Consider the following 16,528-nt stretch of genomic DNA (forward strand, 5'->3'; position numbering starts at 1 on the left):
CGCCTGCGCGATCTGCTGCGCCCGCCCGCGGCGCCCGCCGATCCCCGCGTGCTCACGGGCCACCCGGCCCGGACGCCCCGCCGGCGTACCCTGGCGGTCCCGGACCCCGTCCGCAGGACCCCGTCGTCCGTGGCCGTGTGGGAGTATGCCCCCGTTCCGGTGGCCGCGCCGGGATCGCCCGGCGCACTCGAGGGGGACGCGGCCGCTGCCCCGCTCGTGTTCGTGCACGGCTTCCGCGGGGACCACCACGGCCTCGCCCTGCTGGCCGACGCGCTCCCGGAGCATCCGATCCACTCGATCGAGCTGCCCGGCTTCGGGGCCTCGGAGCCCTTCCCCCGCGCCGAGCACACCGTGGCCCATCACGCGGACGCGGTGGCCGCCGCCGTCGTCGCCCTGGGGCTGCCGGCCGCCCCCGTGCTGGTCGCACACTCCTACGGGACGACGGTGGCGGCCGAGCTGGTCGCCCGGGAGCCGTCCCGGTGGGGACGGCTGGTCCTGCTCAACCCCATCGCCGAACCCGCGCTGGAGGCGTCGGCGTCCGTGTCGAGTCGGGTGCTGGCGGCCGTCGCCGAGGGGTACTACGAGGTCGCCGCCCGCCTGCCCGAGCGCCCGGCGCGGCTGCTGCTGGGCGCGCCGCCGGTCGTGTGGGTGACCACGCTCGCCATGACCCGCACCAGGGACAGGGATGTCCTCGCGTACACCCATGACCAGCACCGGCGCCACTTCTCGGACTTCGCCTCCGCGCGCATGCTCTCCGAGGCGTACCGCGCCTCGAGCACGGGCTCCGTGGCCGACGTCGCCGCCCGCCTCAGCCTGCCGGTGCTGCTGGTCGCGGGGCGGGAGGATCCGCTGGGCTCGGTGCCGGCACAGGAGGCGCTCGCCGCGGCGATCGACGACGCGGGCGGCACGGCGGAGCTGCACGTCCTCGACGGCGTCGGGCATCTGCTGCACTACGAGCGGCCGGCCGCCTGTGCGGCGTTGATCCGCGACTGGCTCCGCCGCGCCGGCCGCTGACGCCGTCATCGCCCCGGCGTCGCCGCGCTCCGGCCCCTCGGGCTGCGGGTCGGTCCGGCCGCCCCCTCAGAGCACCCCGGCCGGGTCGAGCCGCACCCGCACCGGGGCGGTCTCCCGCCGAGCGCTCGCTGCGGACCGGGCGGCGCGCAGGGCGCCGACGGTGGCCTCGGCCGCCGCGTAGGGGAAGATCAGCAGGGCGCGGGAGCGGGTCTCGTCGGCGGGGTCCGGCACCGGCCCAATCCAGGGCAGCCGCGCCGGGCCGCCATCGAGCGGGGCTGAGTGCGGATCCTCGTGGACGTCCTCGTCCGGCCGTTCCCGGCGGGCGGCCTCCACGAGCTCGAGGTACTCCGCGACGGCGGCGGCCTCCCCCGTGACCTCTGCGAGGCGGCCGGCGGGAGGCAGGTGCAGCTCGCGCCGCTCGGCGACCTGGCGCGCGGCGAAGCCGTCGGGGTCCCGTCGGACGAGCGCGTTCACCGCCTCCCCCGCGTCCGCGGTGACCACCACGACGCCCCCGTCGGAGGCGGGGCGGACCAGGCAGGCGGCCGCGAGCCAGCGGGCGAGCACGCGGCCCGGCACGTCGAGGCCCTCGCGCTGGAGCTGGCTGTCCCCGTCGAGCAGCAGGGCGGCCGCGTAGCCGTCGGGCGTCGCCGGCTCGGCCCCCACGGTCGCCACCACCAGGGAGGGCCCGGGCGGCACCGAGCCGAGCATGTGCTGCGCCGAAGAGGCGTGCACGGGCACGCGCGGGAACGCCCGGCCCAGCTCCTCGGCCGTGCGGTCCACGCCGCGGGCGCCGGCCCGCAGCGTCGTGCCGCCGCACTCGGTGCACCGGAAGCCGCGCTCCCGGGTGCCGCACCACCGGCAGGCCACCTCCCCGTGCCGGGCGGCCCGCGCGTCGCGGAAGCCCAGCGGCCCCGCGCAGACGCGGCAGCGGGCGGGCGTGCGGCACCGTTCGCACACGAGGGCGGGGATGAAGCCGGCCCGGGCCACCTGCACGAGCACCGGGCCCGGCCGTGGCCCGAGCAGCGCGGCGCGGGCGGCGGCCCAGGCGGCCTGCGGCAGCCGCGCCCGCTGCGCGAACGGGTCGCGCGCCGTCTCCCAGGCGTCGGCGGTGGAGACGACCCGTGGCCCGAGCTCGCGCTGGGTCGCGCGGGAGGGGCCCAGGTGCAGCAGCCAGCCCGACTCGACGAGCCGTTGCACCGGGACGGACCGGGAGGGCCCGGCGAAGAGCAGCGCCGCGCCGGTCGCGCGGGCCCGCTCCAGCACGACCTCTCGGGCGTGGAAGTAGGGCGCGCGGGGTTCTGCCCACGCGTCGTCGCCGTCGTCCCAGAGCACCACCAGCCTCAGGTCGCGCACGGGCGACCACACGGCGGCCCGGGTGCCGGCCACGATGCGCCGGGTGCCGCGCAGCGCGGCCAGGTGGGCGCGGTACCGGGGCGTGTTGCCGTCCTCGGAGCCGATCCGCGCGTAGGCGTCCTCCCCCACGTGCTCGTCGAGGGCGGCGCAGAGCCGGTCGAGGTCGCGGTGGTCGGGCACCAGCAGCAGGACGCCGCCGTCCGAGGCGGCCACCGTGCGCGCCAGAGCGGCCAGCGCGCCCGCCTCGTCCCATTCGAACAGGCGCGAGGGCACGACGGCGGCCGCCCGCGCGGCGTCCCCGGCCAGCACGGCGGACACGAACGCGGTGCCCCCCTCGAGGGACTCCCACACCGTGGGCACGAGGCCCTCCTCCGCCGCGGGAGGCTCCGGGCGCTCGGCGTCCGTGCCGGTCAGCGTCACAGGGTGGTCCGCGGCGGTTTCCGCGTCCTCCGCCAGGGCGGCCTTCTCGACCTGCGCAACGCGCGGGGGCACCGCGGCCCGCAGCACGTCCGTGACGACGCCGGCCTGGCGGCGGGCCACCGCGCGAGCCGTCGCCAGGACCTCCTCCGTCAGCGGCGGGATGGCGGTGAGCACGCCGGTGAGCTCGGTGAGCTGGGCGCCGGTGGCCGGCTCCTGCTCCCGCGAGACGAGCCAGCCCGTCATGGCCCGTCCGCCGAAGCGGACGGACACGCGGGAGCCGGGGACCGCCCGGTCGTCCAGGGCCACGGGCACGAGATAGTCGAACTCGCGGTCCAGGTGCGGCACGGGCGAGTCCAGCAGGACGCGGGCGATCGGCCGCTCCGGCCACCCCTCGGCCCGCTCCGGCAGTCGGGGCGCGTCCTCCGGCTCCGGGAGGGCGAACAGCGTGTCCGTGATGCCCGCCTCCGGATCAGAGGCCGGCGGCAGCGCGCAGCTGCTCGACGCGGTCCGTGCGCTCCCACGTGAAGTCGGCGTCGTCCCGGCCGAAGTGGCCGTTCGCGGCGGTCCGTCGGTAGATGGGCCGCAGGAGGTTCAGCTCCTTCACGATGGCGGCCGGACGCAGGTCGAACACCGCGTTCACGGCCTCGATGATCTTCTCCTCCGGCACCGTGGCCGTCCCGAAGGTGTCCACGTACAGGCCCACGGGCCGGGCCGAACCGATCGCGTAGGCCACCTGGAACTCGGCGCGCGAGGCGAGGCCGGCGGCCACCACGTTCTTCGCGACCCAGCGGAGCATGTAGGCGGCGGAGCGGTCCACCTTGGACGGGTCCTTGCCGGAGAAGGCGCCGCCGCCGTGCCGGGCCATGCCGCCGTAGGTGTCCACGATGATCTTGCGACCGGTGAGGCCGGCGTCGCCCACGGGGCCGCCGATGACGAACTTGCCGCCCGGGTTGATGATGATCCGCATGCCGGAGGTGTCGAGGCCGGAGCGCTCGATGACGGGCCGGATCACGTGCTCCTCCACGTCCGCCCGCAGCTGCTCCTGCGTGACCCACTCGTGGTGCTGCGTGGAGACCACCACGGCCTCGACCGTGGTGGGCACGTGGCCGGGCGCGTAGCCGATGGTGACCTGCGTCTTGCCGTCCGGCAGCAGGTACGGCATGGGCGTGTTCTCCGCCCGGCGCACCGCGGTGAGCCGCTCGGAGAGCCGGTGCGCGAGGTAGATGGGCATGGGCATGTACGCCGGGGTCTCGTCCGTGGCGTAGCCGAACATGATGCCCTGGTCCCCCGCGCCCTGCTCGTCCACCTCGTCCGCCGAGCCGTACTCGCGGGCCTCGAGGGACCGGGAGACGCCGGCGAAGATGTCCGAGGACTGCTGGCCGATGGAGATGTTCACGCCGCACTGGGCGCCGTCGAAGCCGTTGGCCGAGGAGTCGTAGCCGATGTCCAGGATGGTCTCGCGCACGATCCTGGGGATCTCCACGTACGCTGAGGTGTTCACCTCGCCGGCCACCTGCACCAGGCCGGTGGTGGTCAGGGTCTCCACGGCCACCTTCGCCGACGGGTCGGCGGCGAGGATCGCGTCCAGGATGGCGTCGGAGATCTGGTCGCAGATCTTGTCGGGGTGGCCCGCCGTGACGGACTCGGAGGTGAAGAGGCGGAGCTCTCCGCCGCCCACCCCCGAATACGGGTCGGCGTGGCGGGCGGGGCTCAGCGAGGCGGCATCGGTCATGCCGCACAGTCTAGGTCAGCGGCCCGACGCGCCGACGGGGTCGCGACCGGCGAGGTCATCCACGATCGCCTGCACGACGGCGGCCGCGGCCTCGTCCTTGGAGCCTGCGGCCTCCACGGCGGGGCGGCCGTCGGCGAACAGGATGGTCACGGCGGTCTCGTCCCGGCCGAACACCTTGTCCGTGCCGACCTCGTTGACCACGAGCATCTCGCAGCCCTTGCGCGCCAGTTTGGCCCGGCCGTACTCGAGCACGGAGGACGTCGCGTCGCCGGTCTCCGCGGCGAAGCCGACGATGAGCGGGGCCATGGGCCCGCCCTCGGAGCGGGTGCGCACGGCCGTGGCGAGCACGTCCGGGGTGCGCTCGAGCACGATGACGGGCGCGCCGCCGTCGTCGCCCTTCTTCATCTTGGCGTCCGAGACCTCGGCCGGCCGGAAGTCCGCGACGGCCGCCGCCATCACGAGGACGTCGGCGTCGGCGGCCTCCGCCTGCACGGCGTCCAACAGGTCCTGCGTGGACTCCACGGGCACGACGCGCTCGACGCCCTCGGGCGTCGGGACGGACATGGACCCGGCGACGAACCGCACGGTGGCGCCGGCGTCGAGGGCGGCGCGCGCCAGGGCGGCCCCCTGCTTGCCGGAGGAGCGGTTCCCCAGGTAGCGGACCGGGTCCAGGGCCTCGCGGGTGCCCCCGGCCGTGATCACCACGGTGCGACCGGCCAGCGGGCCGGGCGTCGGCTCGGCGTCGGACCCGGAGGCCCGGGGACGGCGCGGGGCGCCCGCGGCGGCGGCGGCCTGCGCACGCTCCCAGATCTCGGCGGGCTCGGGCAGACGTCCGGCGCCGGAGTCGGCCCCGGTGAGGCGGCCCACGGCGGGATCCACGACCGTGACGCCGCGCTCGCGCAGGAGGGCGACGTTGGCCACCGTGGCGGGGTGGTGCCACATCTCGGTGTGCATGGCGGGGGCCAGGACGACGGGGCACGTGGCGGTGAGCAGCACGTTGCCCAGCAGGTCGGGCGCCATCCCCGCGGCGGTGCGCGCGAGCAGGTCGGCCGTGGCCGGCGCGACCACCACGAGGTCCGCACGCCGGCCGAGCCGGACGTGGTTCACCTCGTCGACCGCCTCGAACGTGTCCGTGCGGACCGGGCGACCGGAGAGGGCCTCCCACGTCGCCGCGCCCACGAACTCGAGGGCGTTGGCGGTGGGCACCACGGTCACGCCGTGGCCGGCCTCGGTCATCAAGCGCAGCAGCAGCGCCGCCTTGTAGGCCGCGATGCCGCCGCCGACCCCGAGGACGATCTCCATGACGGGCTCAGGCCTCCGTGGCGTCCTCGGAGGTGCCCTCCTCGGCGCGCACCGTCTCGGCGGCCTCCTCGATGGCGGCGGGATCGCCCATCGGCTGGTGGGCGTCGGACGACTCGAGGGTGGCGAACGGGTCGTCCTCGCCCGGCAGGGAGAAGTCGCCGAAGTCCTCGGCGGCCAGGTCGGCCTCCGGGGTGGCCTCGACGGCCTCGTGGGACTCGAGCAGGTCGGCCTCGATCTCGCGCAGGGCGATGGACAGCGGCTTCTCGTTCAGCTGGGTGTCCACGAGCGGGCCGACGTACTCGAACAGCCCCTCGTGCAGCTGCGAGTAGTAGGCGTTGATCTGCCGGGCCCGCTTGGCGGCGAAGAGCACCAGGGCGTACTTCGAGTCGACCCGCTCCAGCAGGGAGTCGATGGGCGGGTTGACGATGCCTTCGTACTGTTCGGTCACGGGGTCTCCAAAGTCTTCATCTCACTGTCACGTCGGCGCCGGGTGCGGCGTCGGTGCGGCCGGTCCTCAGGCCTCGGTCGGACGGCGCTCGGGGTCCAGCCCCATGAGTCTCACCAGTTCCTCGGCGGCCCGCTCCACGCGGTCGTTCACGACGACGGCGTCGAACTCGGGTTCCGCTGCGAGTTCCAGTCTAGCCGTTTCGAGCCGACGCCGCTGTTCCTCCGGGCTCTCGGTGCCGCGGCCGAGCAGCCGGGACACGAGTTCCTCCCAGCTCGGCGGCGCCAGGAACACGAAGGTGGCCTCCGGCAGCGCACGGCGGACCTGGCGCGCGCCCTGCAGGTCGATCTCCAGCAGGACGTGGCGCCCCTGCGCCACGGCCTCCATCACACGGTCGCGCCGCGTGCCGTAGCGGTGGACGCCGTGGACGACGGCCCATTCCAGCATCTCGTCCGCCTCGACGAGGGAGTCGAACTCCTCCGGCGTCGTGAAGTAGTAGTGCACCCCGTCCTCCTCACCCGGGCGCGCCGGGCGGGTGGTGGCGGAGACGGACAGCCAGGCCTCGGGATAGTGCTCGCGGACATAGGCCGAGACGGTGCCCTTGCCGACGGCGGTGGGTCCTGCCAGGACGGTGACGCCCGGGCCCGGGGGGCGTTCCTGGACGGCGGTGCGGGCCACCGGGACGGCGGGGGCGGGTCCGGGGTCGAACGTGTCGGTCACGCATCCTCCTGGTGGGACGGGCCTCGCAGGCCCTTCACCCGGGCCGGCGCCGACCCGCCGGGGTGTGGGGGTCACCGGCCAATATAGGCGATCAACGCCTCGCGCTGACGACGGCCCAGGCCGCCCAGCCGACGCCGCGGCGAGATGCCGCACCCCGCCATCGTCTCCCGGGCCCGGACCTCGCCCACGCCCGGCAGGGCCAGCAGCAGGTCCACGGTCCGCAGGCGGGCGACGGCGTCCTCGGTGTCCGCGCGCGCGAACACGTCGGCCAGGCCGACCGCACCGGCGGCGAAGGCCGCCTTGAGCTCCGCCCGCGCCTGGCGGGCCTGGAGGGCCTTCCTCCGGGCCTCCGCCCGCTCCTGCACACTGAGCTGCCGCAACGCCATGGTCTGACCTCGATGCCTCTCATTCCTCACCGGCCCCGTCGAGACCCTTCCACCGTCAAGGACGACGAGCACAGCCGATCGAAAGGGAAGATACCATCCCGTCCACACGGCACGGGCGCGCCGGGAGGACGCGGGCGTCACCGCAGGGCGGCGCGATTCTCCTCGATCGTGTCCACCAGCGAGGCCACCGACGGGCCCGCGCTCAGGATGCCGCGGGACGAGGTCGCCAAGACCTGCGGCCAGGCCGTCCCGAAGTCGGCCCGCATGCCCCGGGCCGTGGCGCCCTGGGCACCGAACCCGGGCGCCAGCAGGGGCCCGCCGAGGGCCGGCAGGTCCAGGCCGAGGCGGTCCGCCTCGGCGGCCACCGTGGCGCCCAAGACGAGTCCCACCGGCCCCCACGCGTCGTCGCCGCGCAGGGCCGCGTTCTCGGCGGCCGCCGCCGCGGCGATGCGCCGGGCGACCGATCCCTCGGCCGACCCCTCGCCCACGTGCTGGACCTCGCGGCCCTCCGGATTGGAGGTCAGCGCGAGGACGAACACGCCGCGGCCGGCCTCGTGGGCGGCGCGGATGGTCGGCACGAGGGTGCCGAAACCCAGGTACGGGCTGAGCGTCACCGCATCCGCGGCCAGGGGCGAGGCATCGGCGATCCACGCGGCGGCGTAGCCGTCCATGGTGGAGCCGATGTCACCGCGCTTGGCGTCCGCGATCGTGAGCACCCCGGCGTCTCGGGCGGCCGCGAGCAGCCGCTCCAGGGCCGCCAGGCCGGCCGATCCGTGGCGCTCGTACAGCGCCACCTGGGGCTTGATCGCCGCCACGCGGGGCCCCTCGGGACCCACCGCCGCCTCGAGGGCGGTCAGGGAGAACGCCTCGAGGCCCGCCGGGGTGTCGCTCAGGCCCCACTGCCGCAGCAGGCCCGGATGGGGGTCCACGCCGAGGCACAGCGGACCGGCCGTCTCCATGGCCTGGGCCAGCCGCCGCCCGAAGGGGGCGCGGGGCCCCGCGCCGCCCGTCGCCGTCGTGGTCACGCCGCGGCCTCCGGACCGGCGACAGCCTGCTGCAGGCGCGCGTCGTGCTCCTGCAGTGAGGTGACGGACCACTCGTAGGACCGCATGGCCTCGATGGCCTGCAGGCACGCCCCGAACTCGGCCGTGGTCGTGATCACCGGCACGCCGAGCGACGTCGCGGCCGCGCGGATCTCGTAGCCGTCCGTGCGGGCGTCGCCGCCGGAGGGCGTGTTCAGCACGAGATCGACGGTGCCGGCGTGCAGCTGCTCCAGCACGGTGCCCGCGCCGTCCTCGTGCCCGGCGTCGGCGATCTTCGCCACGACCTCCGCGGGGATGCCGTTGCGCCGCAGCACCTCGGCGGTGCCGCCGGTGGAGACCACCTGGAAGCCGAGGTCGACGAGGCGCTTGGCCTGGCCCACGAGGGTGCGCTTGTCCCGGTTCGCGACCGACACGAACACGCGCCCCGAGGTGGGCAGCGGGCCGCCGGCGGCGGACTGGGACTTGGCGAACGCGGTGTCGAAGTGCTTGTCGATGCCCATGACCTCGCCCGTCGAGCGCATCTCCGGGCCCAGCAGCGAGTCGACCACGCGGCCCTCCGCGGTGCGGAAGCGGGTGAACGGCAGCACCGCCTCCTTGACCGCCACGGGCGCGCCGATCGGCAGGGTGCCGCCGTCGTACGCCGTGGGCAGCATGCCCGCCGCGCGCAGGTCGGCGATGCTCTCGCCGACGCCGATCCGCGCGGCCGCCTTGGCCAGCTGGACGCCCGTGGCCTTCGAGACGAACGGCACGGTCCGCGAGGCGCGCGGGTTCGCCTCGATCACGTACAGCACGTCCGAGGCGAGCGCGAACTGGATGTTGATCAGGCCGCGCACGCCGACGCCGGCCGCGATCCGCTCGGTGGCGCGGTGCACGCGCTCGAGCACGTCCGGGCCCAGGGTGACGGGGGGCAGCACGCACGCGGAGTCACCCGAGTGGATGCCCGCCTCCTCGATGTGCTCCATGACGCCGCCGAGGTACAGCTCGGTGCCGTCGTAGAGGGCGTCGACGTCGATCTCGATCGCGTCCTCGAGGAAGCGGTCCACGAGCATCGGCTGGTCGGGGGTGATCTCCGTGGCGTGCTCCACGTAGTGGGCCAGCGCCTCCTCGGAGTACACGATCTCCATGCCGCGACCGCCGAGCACGTAGGAGGGGCGCACGAGCACGGGGTAGCCGATCTCGTCCGCCACGCGCTTGGCGTCGTCGAAGGAGACCGCCGTGCCGTTCTTCGGCGCCACCAGGCCCGCGCGCTCGAGCACGAGCGCGAACTCGCCGCGGTGCTCGGCCAGGTCGATGGCCGCGGGCGAGGTGCCCAGGATCGGCACGCCGGCGTCGGCGAGCTGCTGGGCCAGCTTGAGCGGGGTCTGACCGCCGAGCTGCACGAAGACGCCGCGCACGCCGCCGGAGGCCTCCTCGGCCGCGATGACCTCCAGGACGTCCTCGAGCGTGAGCGGCTCGAAGTAGAGGCGGTCGGAGATGTCGTAGTCCGTGGACACGGTCTCCGGGTTGCAGTTGACCATCACGGTCTCGTAGCCGGCCTCGCGCAGCGCCATGGTGGCGTGCACGCACGAGTAGTCGAACTCGATGCCCTGGCCGATCCGGTTCGGGCCCGAGCCGAGGATGATCACCGACTCGCCCTCGTGCGGGGCGACCTCGGTCTCGAGGTCGTAGCTGGAGTACCGGTACGGGGTGAAGGCCTCGAACTCGGCGGCACAGGTGTCCACGGTCTTGTAGACGGGGCGCACGCCTAGGGCGTGACGCACGCCGCGCACGACTGCCGCGTCCATGTGCCGCAGCGAGCCGACCTGGGCGTCGGAGAACCCGTGCCGCTTGGCGCGGCGCAGCAGGGCCTCGTCGAGGACCTCGGCGTCGCGGATCTCGTCCGCGACCTCGTTGATGAGCACGAACTGGTCCAGGAACCACGGGTCGATCGCGGTGGCCTCGAAGGCCTCCTCGATCGTGGCGCCGGCGTAGAGCGCCTGCTGGGTCTGGGAGAGCCGGTCGGTGGTGGCCGTGCTCGCCGCCGCGAGCAGGGCCTGCGGGTCGGCGTCCTGGGGGAACGCGAGCTCCGAGCCCTTCTGCTCGAGCGAGCGCAGGGCCTTCTGCAGGGCCTCCGTGAAGTTGCGGCCGATGGCCATGGCCTCGCCGACCGACTTCATGGTGGTGGTCAGCGTGGGGTCCGCCGCCGGGAACTTCTCGAACGCGAAGCGCGGGACCTTCACGACCACGTAGTCCAGGACCGGCTCGAAGGACGCCGGGGTCTTCTGGGTGATGTCGTTGGGGATCTCGTCCATCGTGTAGCCCAGGGCCAGCTTGGTGGCGATCTTGGCGATCGCGAAGCCGGTGGCCTTCGAGGCCAGCGCCGAGGAGCGGGAGACGCGCGGGTTCATCTCGATGACGACGACGCGGCCGTCCACGGGGTTCACCGCGAACTGGATGTTGCAGCCGCCGGTGTCGACGCCGACCTCGCGGATGACGTTGATCGAGATGTCCCGCAGCTTCTGGTACTCGCGGTCCGTCAGCGTCATGGCCGGGGCCACGGTGATGGAGTCGCCGGTGTGCACGCCCACGGGGTCCACGTTCTCGATGGAGCAGACGACGACGACGTTGTCGTTCTTGTCCCGCATCATCTCCAGCTCGTACTCCTTCCAGCCGAGGATGGACTCCTCGAGCAGGACCTCGGAGGTCGGGCTGTACTGCAGGCCGGCGCCGCAGATGCGGTACAGGTCGGCCTCGTCGTAGGCCATGCCGGAGCCGAGGCCGCCCATCGTGAACGAGGGGCGCACCACCACGGGGTACTTCAGGTCCTCGACGGCGGCCAGGGCCTCCTCCATCGTGTGCACGATGTGGGACCGGGCGGATTCGCCGCCGGCACGCTCCACGACGCCCTTGAACAGCTCGCGGTTCTCGCCGAGCTCGATGGCCTCGATGTTCGCGCCGATCAGCTCGACGCCGAAGCGCTCGAGCACCCCGTCCTTGTCGAGGGCGATGGCGGTGTTCAGCGCCGTCTGGCCGCCCAGGGTGGGCAGCAGGGCGTCCGGGCGCTCCTTCTCGATGATCTTGGCGACCACGGCCGGGGTGATGGGCTCGACGTAGGTGGCGTCGGCCAGCTCCGGGTCGGTCATGATCGTGGCCGGGTTGGAGTTGACGAGGACGACGCGGACGCCCTCCTCCTTGAGGACGCGGATGGCCTGGGTGCCGGAGTAGTCGAACTCGGCGGCCTGGCCGATCACGATGGGGCCGGAGCCGATGACCAGGACGGACTTCAGGTCGGTGCGCTTGGGCATGGATCAGGCTCCTTCGGTGGCGGGGGTGGTGGCGGTGCGGTGCTCGGTGAGCAGCTGCACGAAGCGGTCGAACAGGTCGAGGGTGTCGTTGGGGCCGGCCGCGGACTCCGGGTGGAACTGCACGGAGAAGGCGGGCCGGTCGAGCAGGCGCAGGCCCTCGACGACCTGGTCGTTCAGGGACCAGTGGGAGACCTCGACGCGGCCGAAGCGCGACTCCGGCGCCTCGATCGGCTCGCCGAGGGGGGCGTCCACGGCGAAGCCGTGGTTCTGGGAGGTGATGGCCACGCGGCCCGTGGCCTTGTCCAGCACCGGCTGGTTCGGGCCGCGGTGGCCGAACTTCAGCTTGTAGGTGTCGAAGCCGAGCGCGCGGCCGAAGATCTGGTTGCCGAAGCAGATGCCGAAGAACGGCAGGCCGGCGTCGAGGACCTCGCGCAGCAGCTCCACCTGGGCGTCTGCCGTGGCCGGGTCGCCGGGGCCGTTGGACAGGAAGACGCCGTCCGGGTCCACGGCGCGGATGCCGGCCAGGTCCGTGGCCGCGGGCAGCACGTGCACGCGGATGCCGCGGGAGGCCAGGTGCCGCGGCGTGGCGGCCTTGATGCCGAGGTCGAGGGCGGCGATCTCGGCGATGGGCTCACCCTCCCAGCCGTGCTCGGCCGGCTCGATGACGTACGGCTCCTCCGTGGTGACGGACTCCGCGAGGCGGGCGCCGGCCATCGACGGCTGGGCGCGCACCTCCGCCAGCAGCTCGGCCTCGGGGCGGGCGGCGTGCTCGCCGGAGAACACGCCGGCGCGCATCGAGCCCTCGGTGCGCAGGCGGCGGGTGATGGCCCGGGTGTCGACCTCGCGGATCCCGACGACGCCGAACGCCTCGAGCTCCTCGTCGAGGCTGCGCTCGGCGCGCCAGTTGGACGGACGCCGGGCGGCGTCGCGGACCACATAGCCGGCGGCGAAGATCGCCCGCGACTCGCGGTCGGCGTCGTTGACCCCGGTGTTGCCGATGTGCGGGGAGGTCTGCACGATGATCTGCCCCGCGTAGGACGGGTCGGTGAGGGTCTCCTGGTAGCCGGTCATGCCCGTGGTGAACACGGCCTCGCCCAGGGTGCGGCCGCGGGCGCCGTAGGCCCGGCCGCGGTGGACGGTGCCGTCCTCGAGGACGAGCAGGGCCAGGTCGTCGGTGGGGGTGCTCATCGGGGGTCTCCTTCTCCTGCGCGGCCGGCCGGGTCGGCCGGGGCGGGGTCGATGATGGTCTGCAGGGCGGCGAGGAGCCGGTCGCGGTCCTCGGGGCGGTCGGGGCGGAAGGCGGAGGTGAGTTCGACGTCGCCGAGGCGCCAGCCCCAGGCGACGAGCCCGCCCGGCTCGACGAACTTGCCGGCGATCCCCGCGGACAGGCCGGCCTCGACGAGGTCGTCCGCGGGGATGAACAGGTTGGCGGCCCCGGGGCGGAGCACGAGCAGGCCGCGGTGGGCGCCGGCGTCGTGGACCTCGAGGACGGCGCGCGAGCGCAGGCCCAGGCCGTGCACCGCCACGCGGTCCAGTCGGTCCTCGCCGCGCACCGTGCCCACGTGCATGCCCTCCGCGGACAGCGTCGGCTCGGCGTCGTAGAGGGCCGTCGGCACGGGGGCCGGGGCCGGGATCCCGGCCTGCGCCCGGCGGCGGGCCCGCCACCCGAGGGCCAGCAGGCCGAGCAGCACGAGGACGACGGCCAGGGTGCCCAGGGTCACCGGCAGCCACACGTCCGCGTAGTCCTTCGTCGGGGTCCGCGGCGGGACGGGCCGGGCCGCCAGGGCGGCGGCCAGGGGGGTGATGCTCACGCGCGCTCCCCCGTCTCCGTCAGGGCCGGGTGGCGGTACGGCCGGGCGGGGGCGCCGTCGGCGACGACGCGGGCGCCGCGGTAGACCGTGTGGCGCACCGCGCCCGGCAGCTCCATGCCCCGGTACGGGCTGTTGCGGGACTTGGTCAGGTGCTGCTCGGGGTCCACGGTGCGGCGGGCCTGCGGGTCCACGAGCACGAGGTTGGCCACCGCGCCGACGCGCGGGACGCCGCGCTCGTCGGCCTGGCCCTGGTCGGTCAGGCCGGCGATCCGGGCCGGCGCCGTGGACATCACGCGGGCGACGCCGGCCCAGTCCATCAGGCCGGTGTCCACCATCGCCTGCTGCACCACGGACAGGGCGGTCTCGAGGCCCGTCATGCCCATCGCCGCGACCGTCCACTCGCACTGCTTGGTCTCGGCGGTGTGTGGGGCGTGGTCGGTGCCCACGGTGTCGATGGTGCCGTCGGCCAGCCCGGCGCGCAGGGCCATCACGTCGGACTCGCGGCGCAGCGGCGGGTTGACCTTGAACACGGGGTCGTAGGAGCGGACGAGCTCCTCGGTGAGCAGCAGGTGGTGTGGGGTGACCTCGGCGGTCACGGCCACGCCCTGGGCCTTGGCCCAGCGGATCAGCTCGACGGAGCCGGCCGTGGAGACGTGGCACACGTGCAGGCGGGAGTCCACGTGCTGGGCCAGCAGCACGTCACGGGCGATGACGGCCTCCTCCGCCACGGCGGGCCAGCCGGCCAGGCCGAGGACGCCGGAGAGCTCGGACTCGTTCATCTGGGCGCCGGCGGTGAGGTTCGGCTCCTGCGCGTGCTGGGCCACGAAGCCGCCGAAGGACTTCACGTACTCCAGCGCCCGGCGCATCAGCACGGCGTCGTGGACGCACATGCCGTCGTCGGAGAACATCCGCACGCGGGCCTGCGAGTCGGCCATCGCGCCGAGGTCGGCCAGGGCCTCGCCGGCCAGGCCCACGGTCACCGCGCCCACGGGGTGCACATCGCACCAGCCCGCGTCCCTGCCCAGCCGCCACACCTGCTCCACCACGCCGGCGGTGTCGGCCGTCGGCGTCGAGTTGGCCATCGCGTGGACCGAGGTGAAGCCGCCCATCGCGGCGGCGCGGGTGCCGGTCTCGACCGTCTCCGCGTCCTCCTTGCCGGGCTGGCGCAGATGGGTGTGCAGGTCGACGAGCCCGGGCAGCAGCACCAGGCCGGCGCAGTCGACCTCCTCGGGGGCCGGGTCGAGGCCGGCGGCGTGGGTCGCGGCGTCCGGGCCGAGGGCGGCGATCCGGCCCTCGGCGACGAGCACGTCGGCGGTCTCGCCCGTGGTCAGGCGCGCGCTGCGCAGCAGCAGGGGGGCGGGGCTGGGGGCGCTCACGGGCGGACCTCCTGGTCGTGGTTGAGGACGAGGTGCAGGACCGCCATGCGGACGGACACGCCGTTGGCGACCTGCTCGAGGGCGGTGTTGCGGGGCGAGTCCGCCGCCGCCGGGCTGATCTCCAGGCCGCGGTTCATCGGGCCGGGGTGCATGACCACGGGCTCGTCGAGCAGGGCGCCGCGGCCGGCGGTGAGGCGGGCGAAGCGGTCGTCGGTCAGCCCCCAGGTCCGGGTGTACTCCCCCGCGGACGGGAAGAAGGCGCCGCCCATCCGCTCGGCCTGGACGCGGAGCATCATGACGGCGTCGGGGCCGGCGTCGAGGGCCTCGTCCAGCGAGTAGGTGACCTGGCACGGCCACGCGGCCACGCCCACGGGCAGCAGGGTGGGCGGGGCGGCCAGGGTGACCTGGGCGCCCAGCGTGCTGAGCAGCCACACGTTGGACCGGGCCACGCGCGAGTGCAGGATGTCCCCCACGATCACCACGCGCATGCCGGTCAGGTCCTGGCCGACCAGGTCCTCTCCCGTCGCCGCGGCGAGGCGCCGGCGCAGGGTGAAGGCGTCCAGGAGGGCCTGGGTGGGGTGCTCGTGGGTGCCGTCGCCGGCGTTCACGACGGCGGAGCGCACCCAGCCGGAGTCGGCCAGCTGGCGGGCCGCGCCCGAGGACCAGTGGCGCATCACGATGGCGTCCGCGCCGATGGCCTCGAGCGTCTGGACGGTGTCCTTGAGCGACTCCCCCTTGGAGACGGACGATCCCTTCGCGGAGAAGTTGATCACGTCCGCGGAGAGCCGCTTGGCGGCGGCCTCGAAGGAGATGCGGGTGCGGGTGGAGTCCTCGAGGAAGAGGTTCACCACGGTGCGGCCGCGCAGGGCGGGCAGCTTCTTGACCTCGCGCTGGTTGACGGCGGCCATCTCCTCGGCGGTGTCGAGGACGGCGAGGGCGTCGGCGCGGGAGAGGTCGGCGGTGGACAGCAGGTGGCGCACGGCTCAGCCCTCCCGGGTCGCGACGCGGTCGACGATGCTCACGGCGTCCTCGGTGACCTCGCCGGTGCCCTCGGGGCCGTCGACCTCCATGAGCCGGACCTGAACGCGCTCGGCGGTGGAGGTCGGCAGGTTCTTGCCCACGAAGTCGGCCCGGACGGGCAGCTCGCGGTGCCCGCGGTCCACGAGGACGGCCAGGCGCACGGCGGCGGGGCGGCCCAGGTCGGCGATCGCGTCGAGGGCGGCCCGGACGGTGCGGCCGGAGAAGAGGACGTCGTCCACGAGCACGACGACGGCGCCGTCGAGGGGGACCTCGGGCAGGCGGGTGGGCATCGGGGTGCGGGCCGTGCCGCGGCGGAGGTCGTCGCGGTAGAGCGTCACGTCCACCTCGCCGACGGCGGCGGTGGGGTCGAAGGCCGGCTCGATGCGGGCCAGCAGGGCGCCGAGCCGCCGGGCCAGGGGCGCCCCGCGGCGCGGGATCCCCATCAGGACGAGACCCTCGGCACCCTTGTTGGACTCGAGGATCTCGTGGGCGATCCGGGTCAGCGCCCGGTCGATCTCGGACGCGGACAGCACGGTCCGGGCAGCACGAGGTGCGGCGGGATCAGTTCCCATGCCGGCGCCTCCTTCCCCGCCTCACAGGACGGCTCTTAAAGGATGCGTGG

The 16,528-nt window shown here is 74.6% G+C and carries 14 protein-coding genes; 1 reads left to right on the forward strand and 13 read right to left on the reverse strand.

Going from position 1 to position 16,528, the window contains the following annotated elements:
• Positions 1 to 1,014, forward strand: a 1,014-nt coding sequence (locus CITRIK5_RS04885; RefSeq protein ID WP_159833173.1) for an alpha/beta fold hydrolase, incomplete at its 5' end; no start/stop codon positions are given.
• Positions 1,015 to 1,080: 66 nt separating this feature from the next.
• On the opposite strand, the gene CITRIK5_RS04890 is transcribed toward CITRIK5_RS04885, so the two are convergent.
• From CITRIK5_RS04890 to pyrR, 13 genes are all read right to left on the reverse strand, one after another.
• Complete coding sequence (locus tag CITRIK5_RS04890) at positions 1,081 to 3,243, reverse strand: primosomal protein N' (protein WP_309225964.1); 2,163 nt, start codon at positions 3,241 to 3,243, stop codon at positions 1,081 to 1,083.
• Positions 3,244 to 3,256: 13 nt separating this feature from the next.
• Positions 3,257 to 4,519 carry a methionine adenosyltransferase gene (gene metK / locus CITRIK5_RS04895; protein ID WP_036313737.1) on the reverse strand — a complete coding sequence of 421 codons (1,263 nt, stop codon included), beginning with the start codon at positions 4,517 to 4,519 and terminating at the stop codon, positions 3,257 to 3,259.
• Positions 4,520 to 4,534: 15 nt separating this feature from the next.
• Positions 4,535 to 5,821, reverse strand: a complete 1,287-nt coding sequence (gene coaBC / locus CITRIK5_RS04900; protein ID WP_036313734.1) for a bifunctional phosphopantothenoylcysteine decarboxylase/phosphopantothenate--cysteine ligase CoaBC — start codon at positions 5,819 to 5,821, stop codon at positions 4,535 to 4,537.
• A gap of 7 nt (positions 5,822 to 5,828) precedes the next feature.
• Positions 5,829 to 6,269 carry a DNA-directed RNA polymerase subunit omega gene (gene rpoZ / locus CITRIK5_RS12365; protein WP_036313731.1) on the reverse strand — a complete coding sequence of 147 codons (441 nt, stop codon included), beginning with the start codon at positions 6,267 to 6,269 and terminating at the stop codon, positions 5,829 to 5,831.
• Positions 6,270 to 6,335: 66 nt separating this feature from the next.
• A complete protein-coding gene (gene gmk / locus CITRIK5_RS04910) occupies positions 6,336 to 6,986 on the reverse strand; it encodes a guanylate kinase (RefSeq protein ID WP_010078602.1) in 651 nt (216 codons plus the stop codon).
• 71 nt (positions 6,987 to 7,057) lie between these two features.
• Positions 7,058 to 7,372 (reverse strand): integration host factor, actinobacterial type, encoded by a 315-nt coding sequence (gene mihF / locus CITRIK5_RS04915; RefSeq protein ID WP_036313727.1) that lies wholly within the window; start codon positions 7,370 to 7,372, stop codon positions 7,058 to 7,060.
• Between the two features lie 137 nt (positions 7,373 to 7,509).
• Positions 7,510 to 8,397: an orotidine-5'-phosphate decarboxylase gene (gene pyrF / locus CITRIK5_RS04920; protein WP_036313723.1), complete on the reverse strand. Its 888-nt coding sequence runs from the start codon at positions 8,395 to 8,397 to the stop codon at positions 7,510 to 7,512.
• A complete protein-coding gene (carB, locus tag CITRIK5_RS04925) occupies positions 8,394 to 11,699 on the reverse strand; it encodes a carbamoyl-phosphate synthase large subunit (protein ID WP_159833175.1) in 3,306 nt (1,101 codons plus the stop codon). The genes pyrF and carB overlap by 4 nt, the downstream gene beginning before the upstream one ends.
• Positions 11,700 to 11,702: 3 nt before the next feature.
• Positions 11,703 to 12,887 carry a glutamine-hydrolyzing carbamoyl-phosphate synthase small subunit gene (gene carA / locus CITRIK5_RS04930; protein WP_036380934.1) on the reverse strand — a complete coding sequence of 395 codons (1,185 nt, stop codon included), beginning with the start codon at positions 12,885 to 12,887 and terminating at the stop codon, positions 11,703 to 11,705.
• Positions 12,884 to 13,510 carry a hypothetical protein gene (locus CITRIK5_RS04935; protein WP_036380937.1) on the reverse strand — a complete coding sequence of 209 codons (627 nt, stop codon included), beginning with the start codon at positions 13,508 to 13,510 and terminating at the stop codon, positions 12,884 to 12,886. Before CITRIK5_RS04935 ends, carA begins: the two co-directional genes overlap by 4 nt.
• A complete protein-coding gene (locus CITRIK5_RS04940; RefSeq protein ID WP_098092668.1) occupies positions 13,507 to 14,886 on the reverse strand; it encodes a dihydroorotase in 1,380 nt (459 codons plus the stop codon). Before CITRIK5_RS04940 ends, CITRIK5_RS04935 begins: the two co-directional genes overlap by 4 nt.
• Positions 14,883 to 15,866: an aspartate carbamoyltransferase catalytic subunit gene (locus CITRIK5_RS04945; protein ID WP_036380943.1), complete on the reverse strand. Its 984-nt coding sequence runs from the start codon at positions 15,864 to 15,866 to the stop codon at positions 14,883 to 14,885. The genes CITRIK5_RS04940 and CITRIK5_RS04945 overlap by 4 nt, the downstream gene beginning before the upstream one ends.
• 3 nt (positions 15,867 to 15,869) lie before the next feature.
• On the reverse strand, positions 15,870 to 16,478 hold the full coding sequence (pyrR, locus tag CITRIK5_RS04950) for a bifunctional pyr operon transcriptional regulator/uracil phosphoribosyltransferase PyrR (protein ID WP_087114165.1): 609 nt from the start codon (positions 16,476 to 16,478) through the stop codon (positions 15,870 to 15,872).
• Positions 16,479 to 16,528: the final 50 nt, after the last annotated feature.

It is taken from the genome of Micrococcus sp. 116 (genome assembly GCF_902506395.1).
Taxonomy (GTDB): Bacteria; Actinomycetota; Actinomycetes; order Actinomycetales; family Micrococcaceae; genus Micrococcus; species Micrococcus luteus.

Coding starts and splice junctions, on each gene's coding strand:
- metK (WP_036313737.1), bottom strand. CDS start 4,519: ATGACCGATGCCGCCTCGCTGAGCCCCGCCCGCCACGCCGACCCGTAT.
- coaBC (WP_036313734.1), bottom strand. CDS start 5,821: ATGGAGATCGTCCTCGGGGTCGGCGGCGGCATCGCGGCCTACAAGGCG.
- mihF (WP_036313727.1), bottom strand. CDS start 7,372: ATGGCGTTGCGGCAGCTCAGTGTGCAGGAGCGGGCGGAGGCCCGGAGG.
- carB (WP_159833175.1), bottom strand. CDS start 11,699: ATGCCCAAGCGCACCGACCTGAAGTCCGTCCTGGTCATCGGCTCCGGC.
- carA (WP_036380934.1), bottom strand. CDS start 12,887: ATGAGCACCCCCACCGACGACCTGGCCCTGCTCGTCCTCGAGGACGGC.
- pyrR (WP_087114165.1), bottom strand. CDS start 16,478: ATGGGAACTGATCCCGCCGCACCTCGTGCTGCCCGGACCGTGCTGTCC.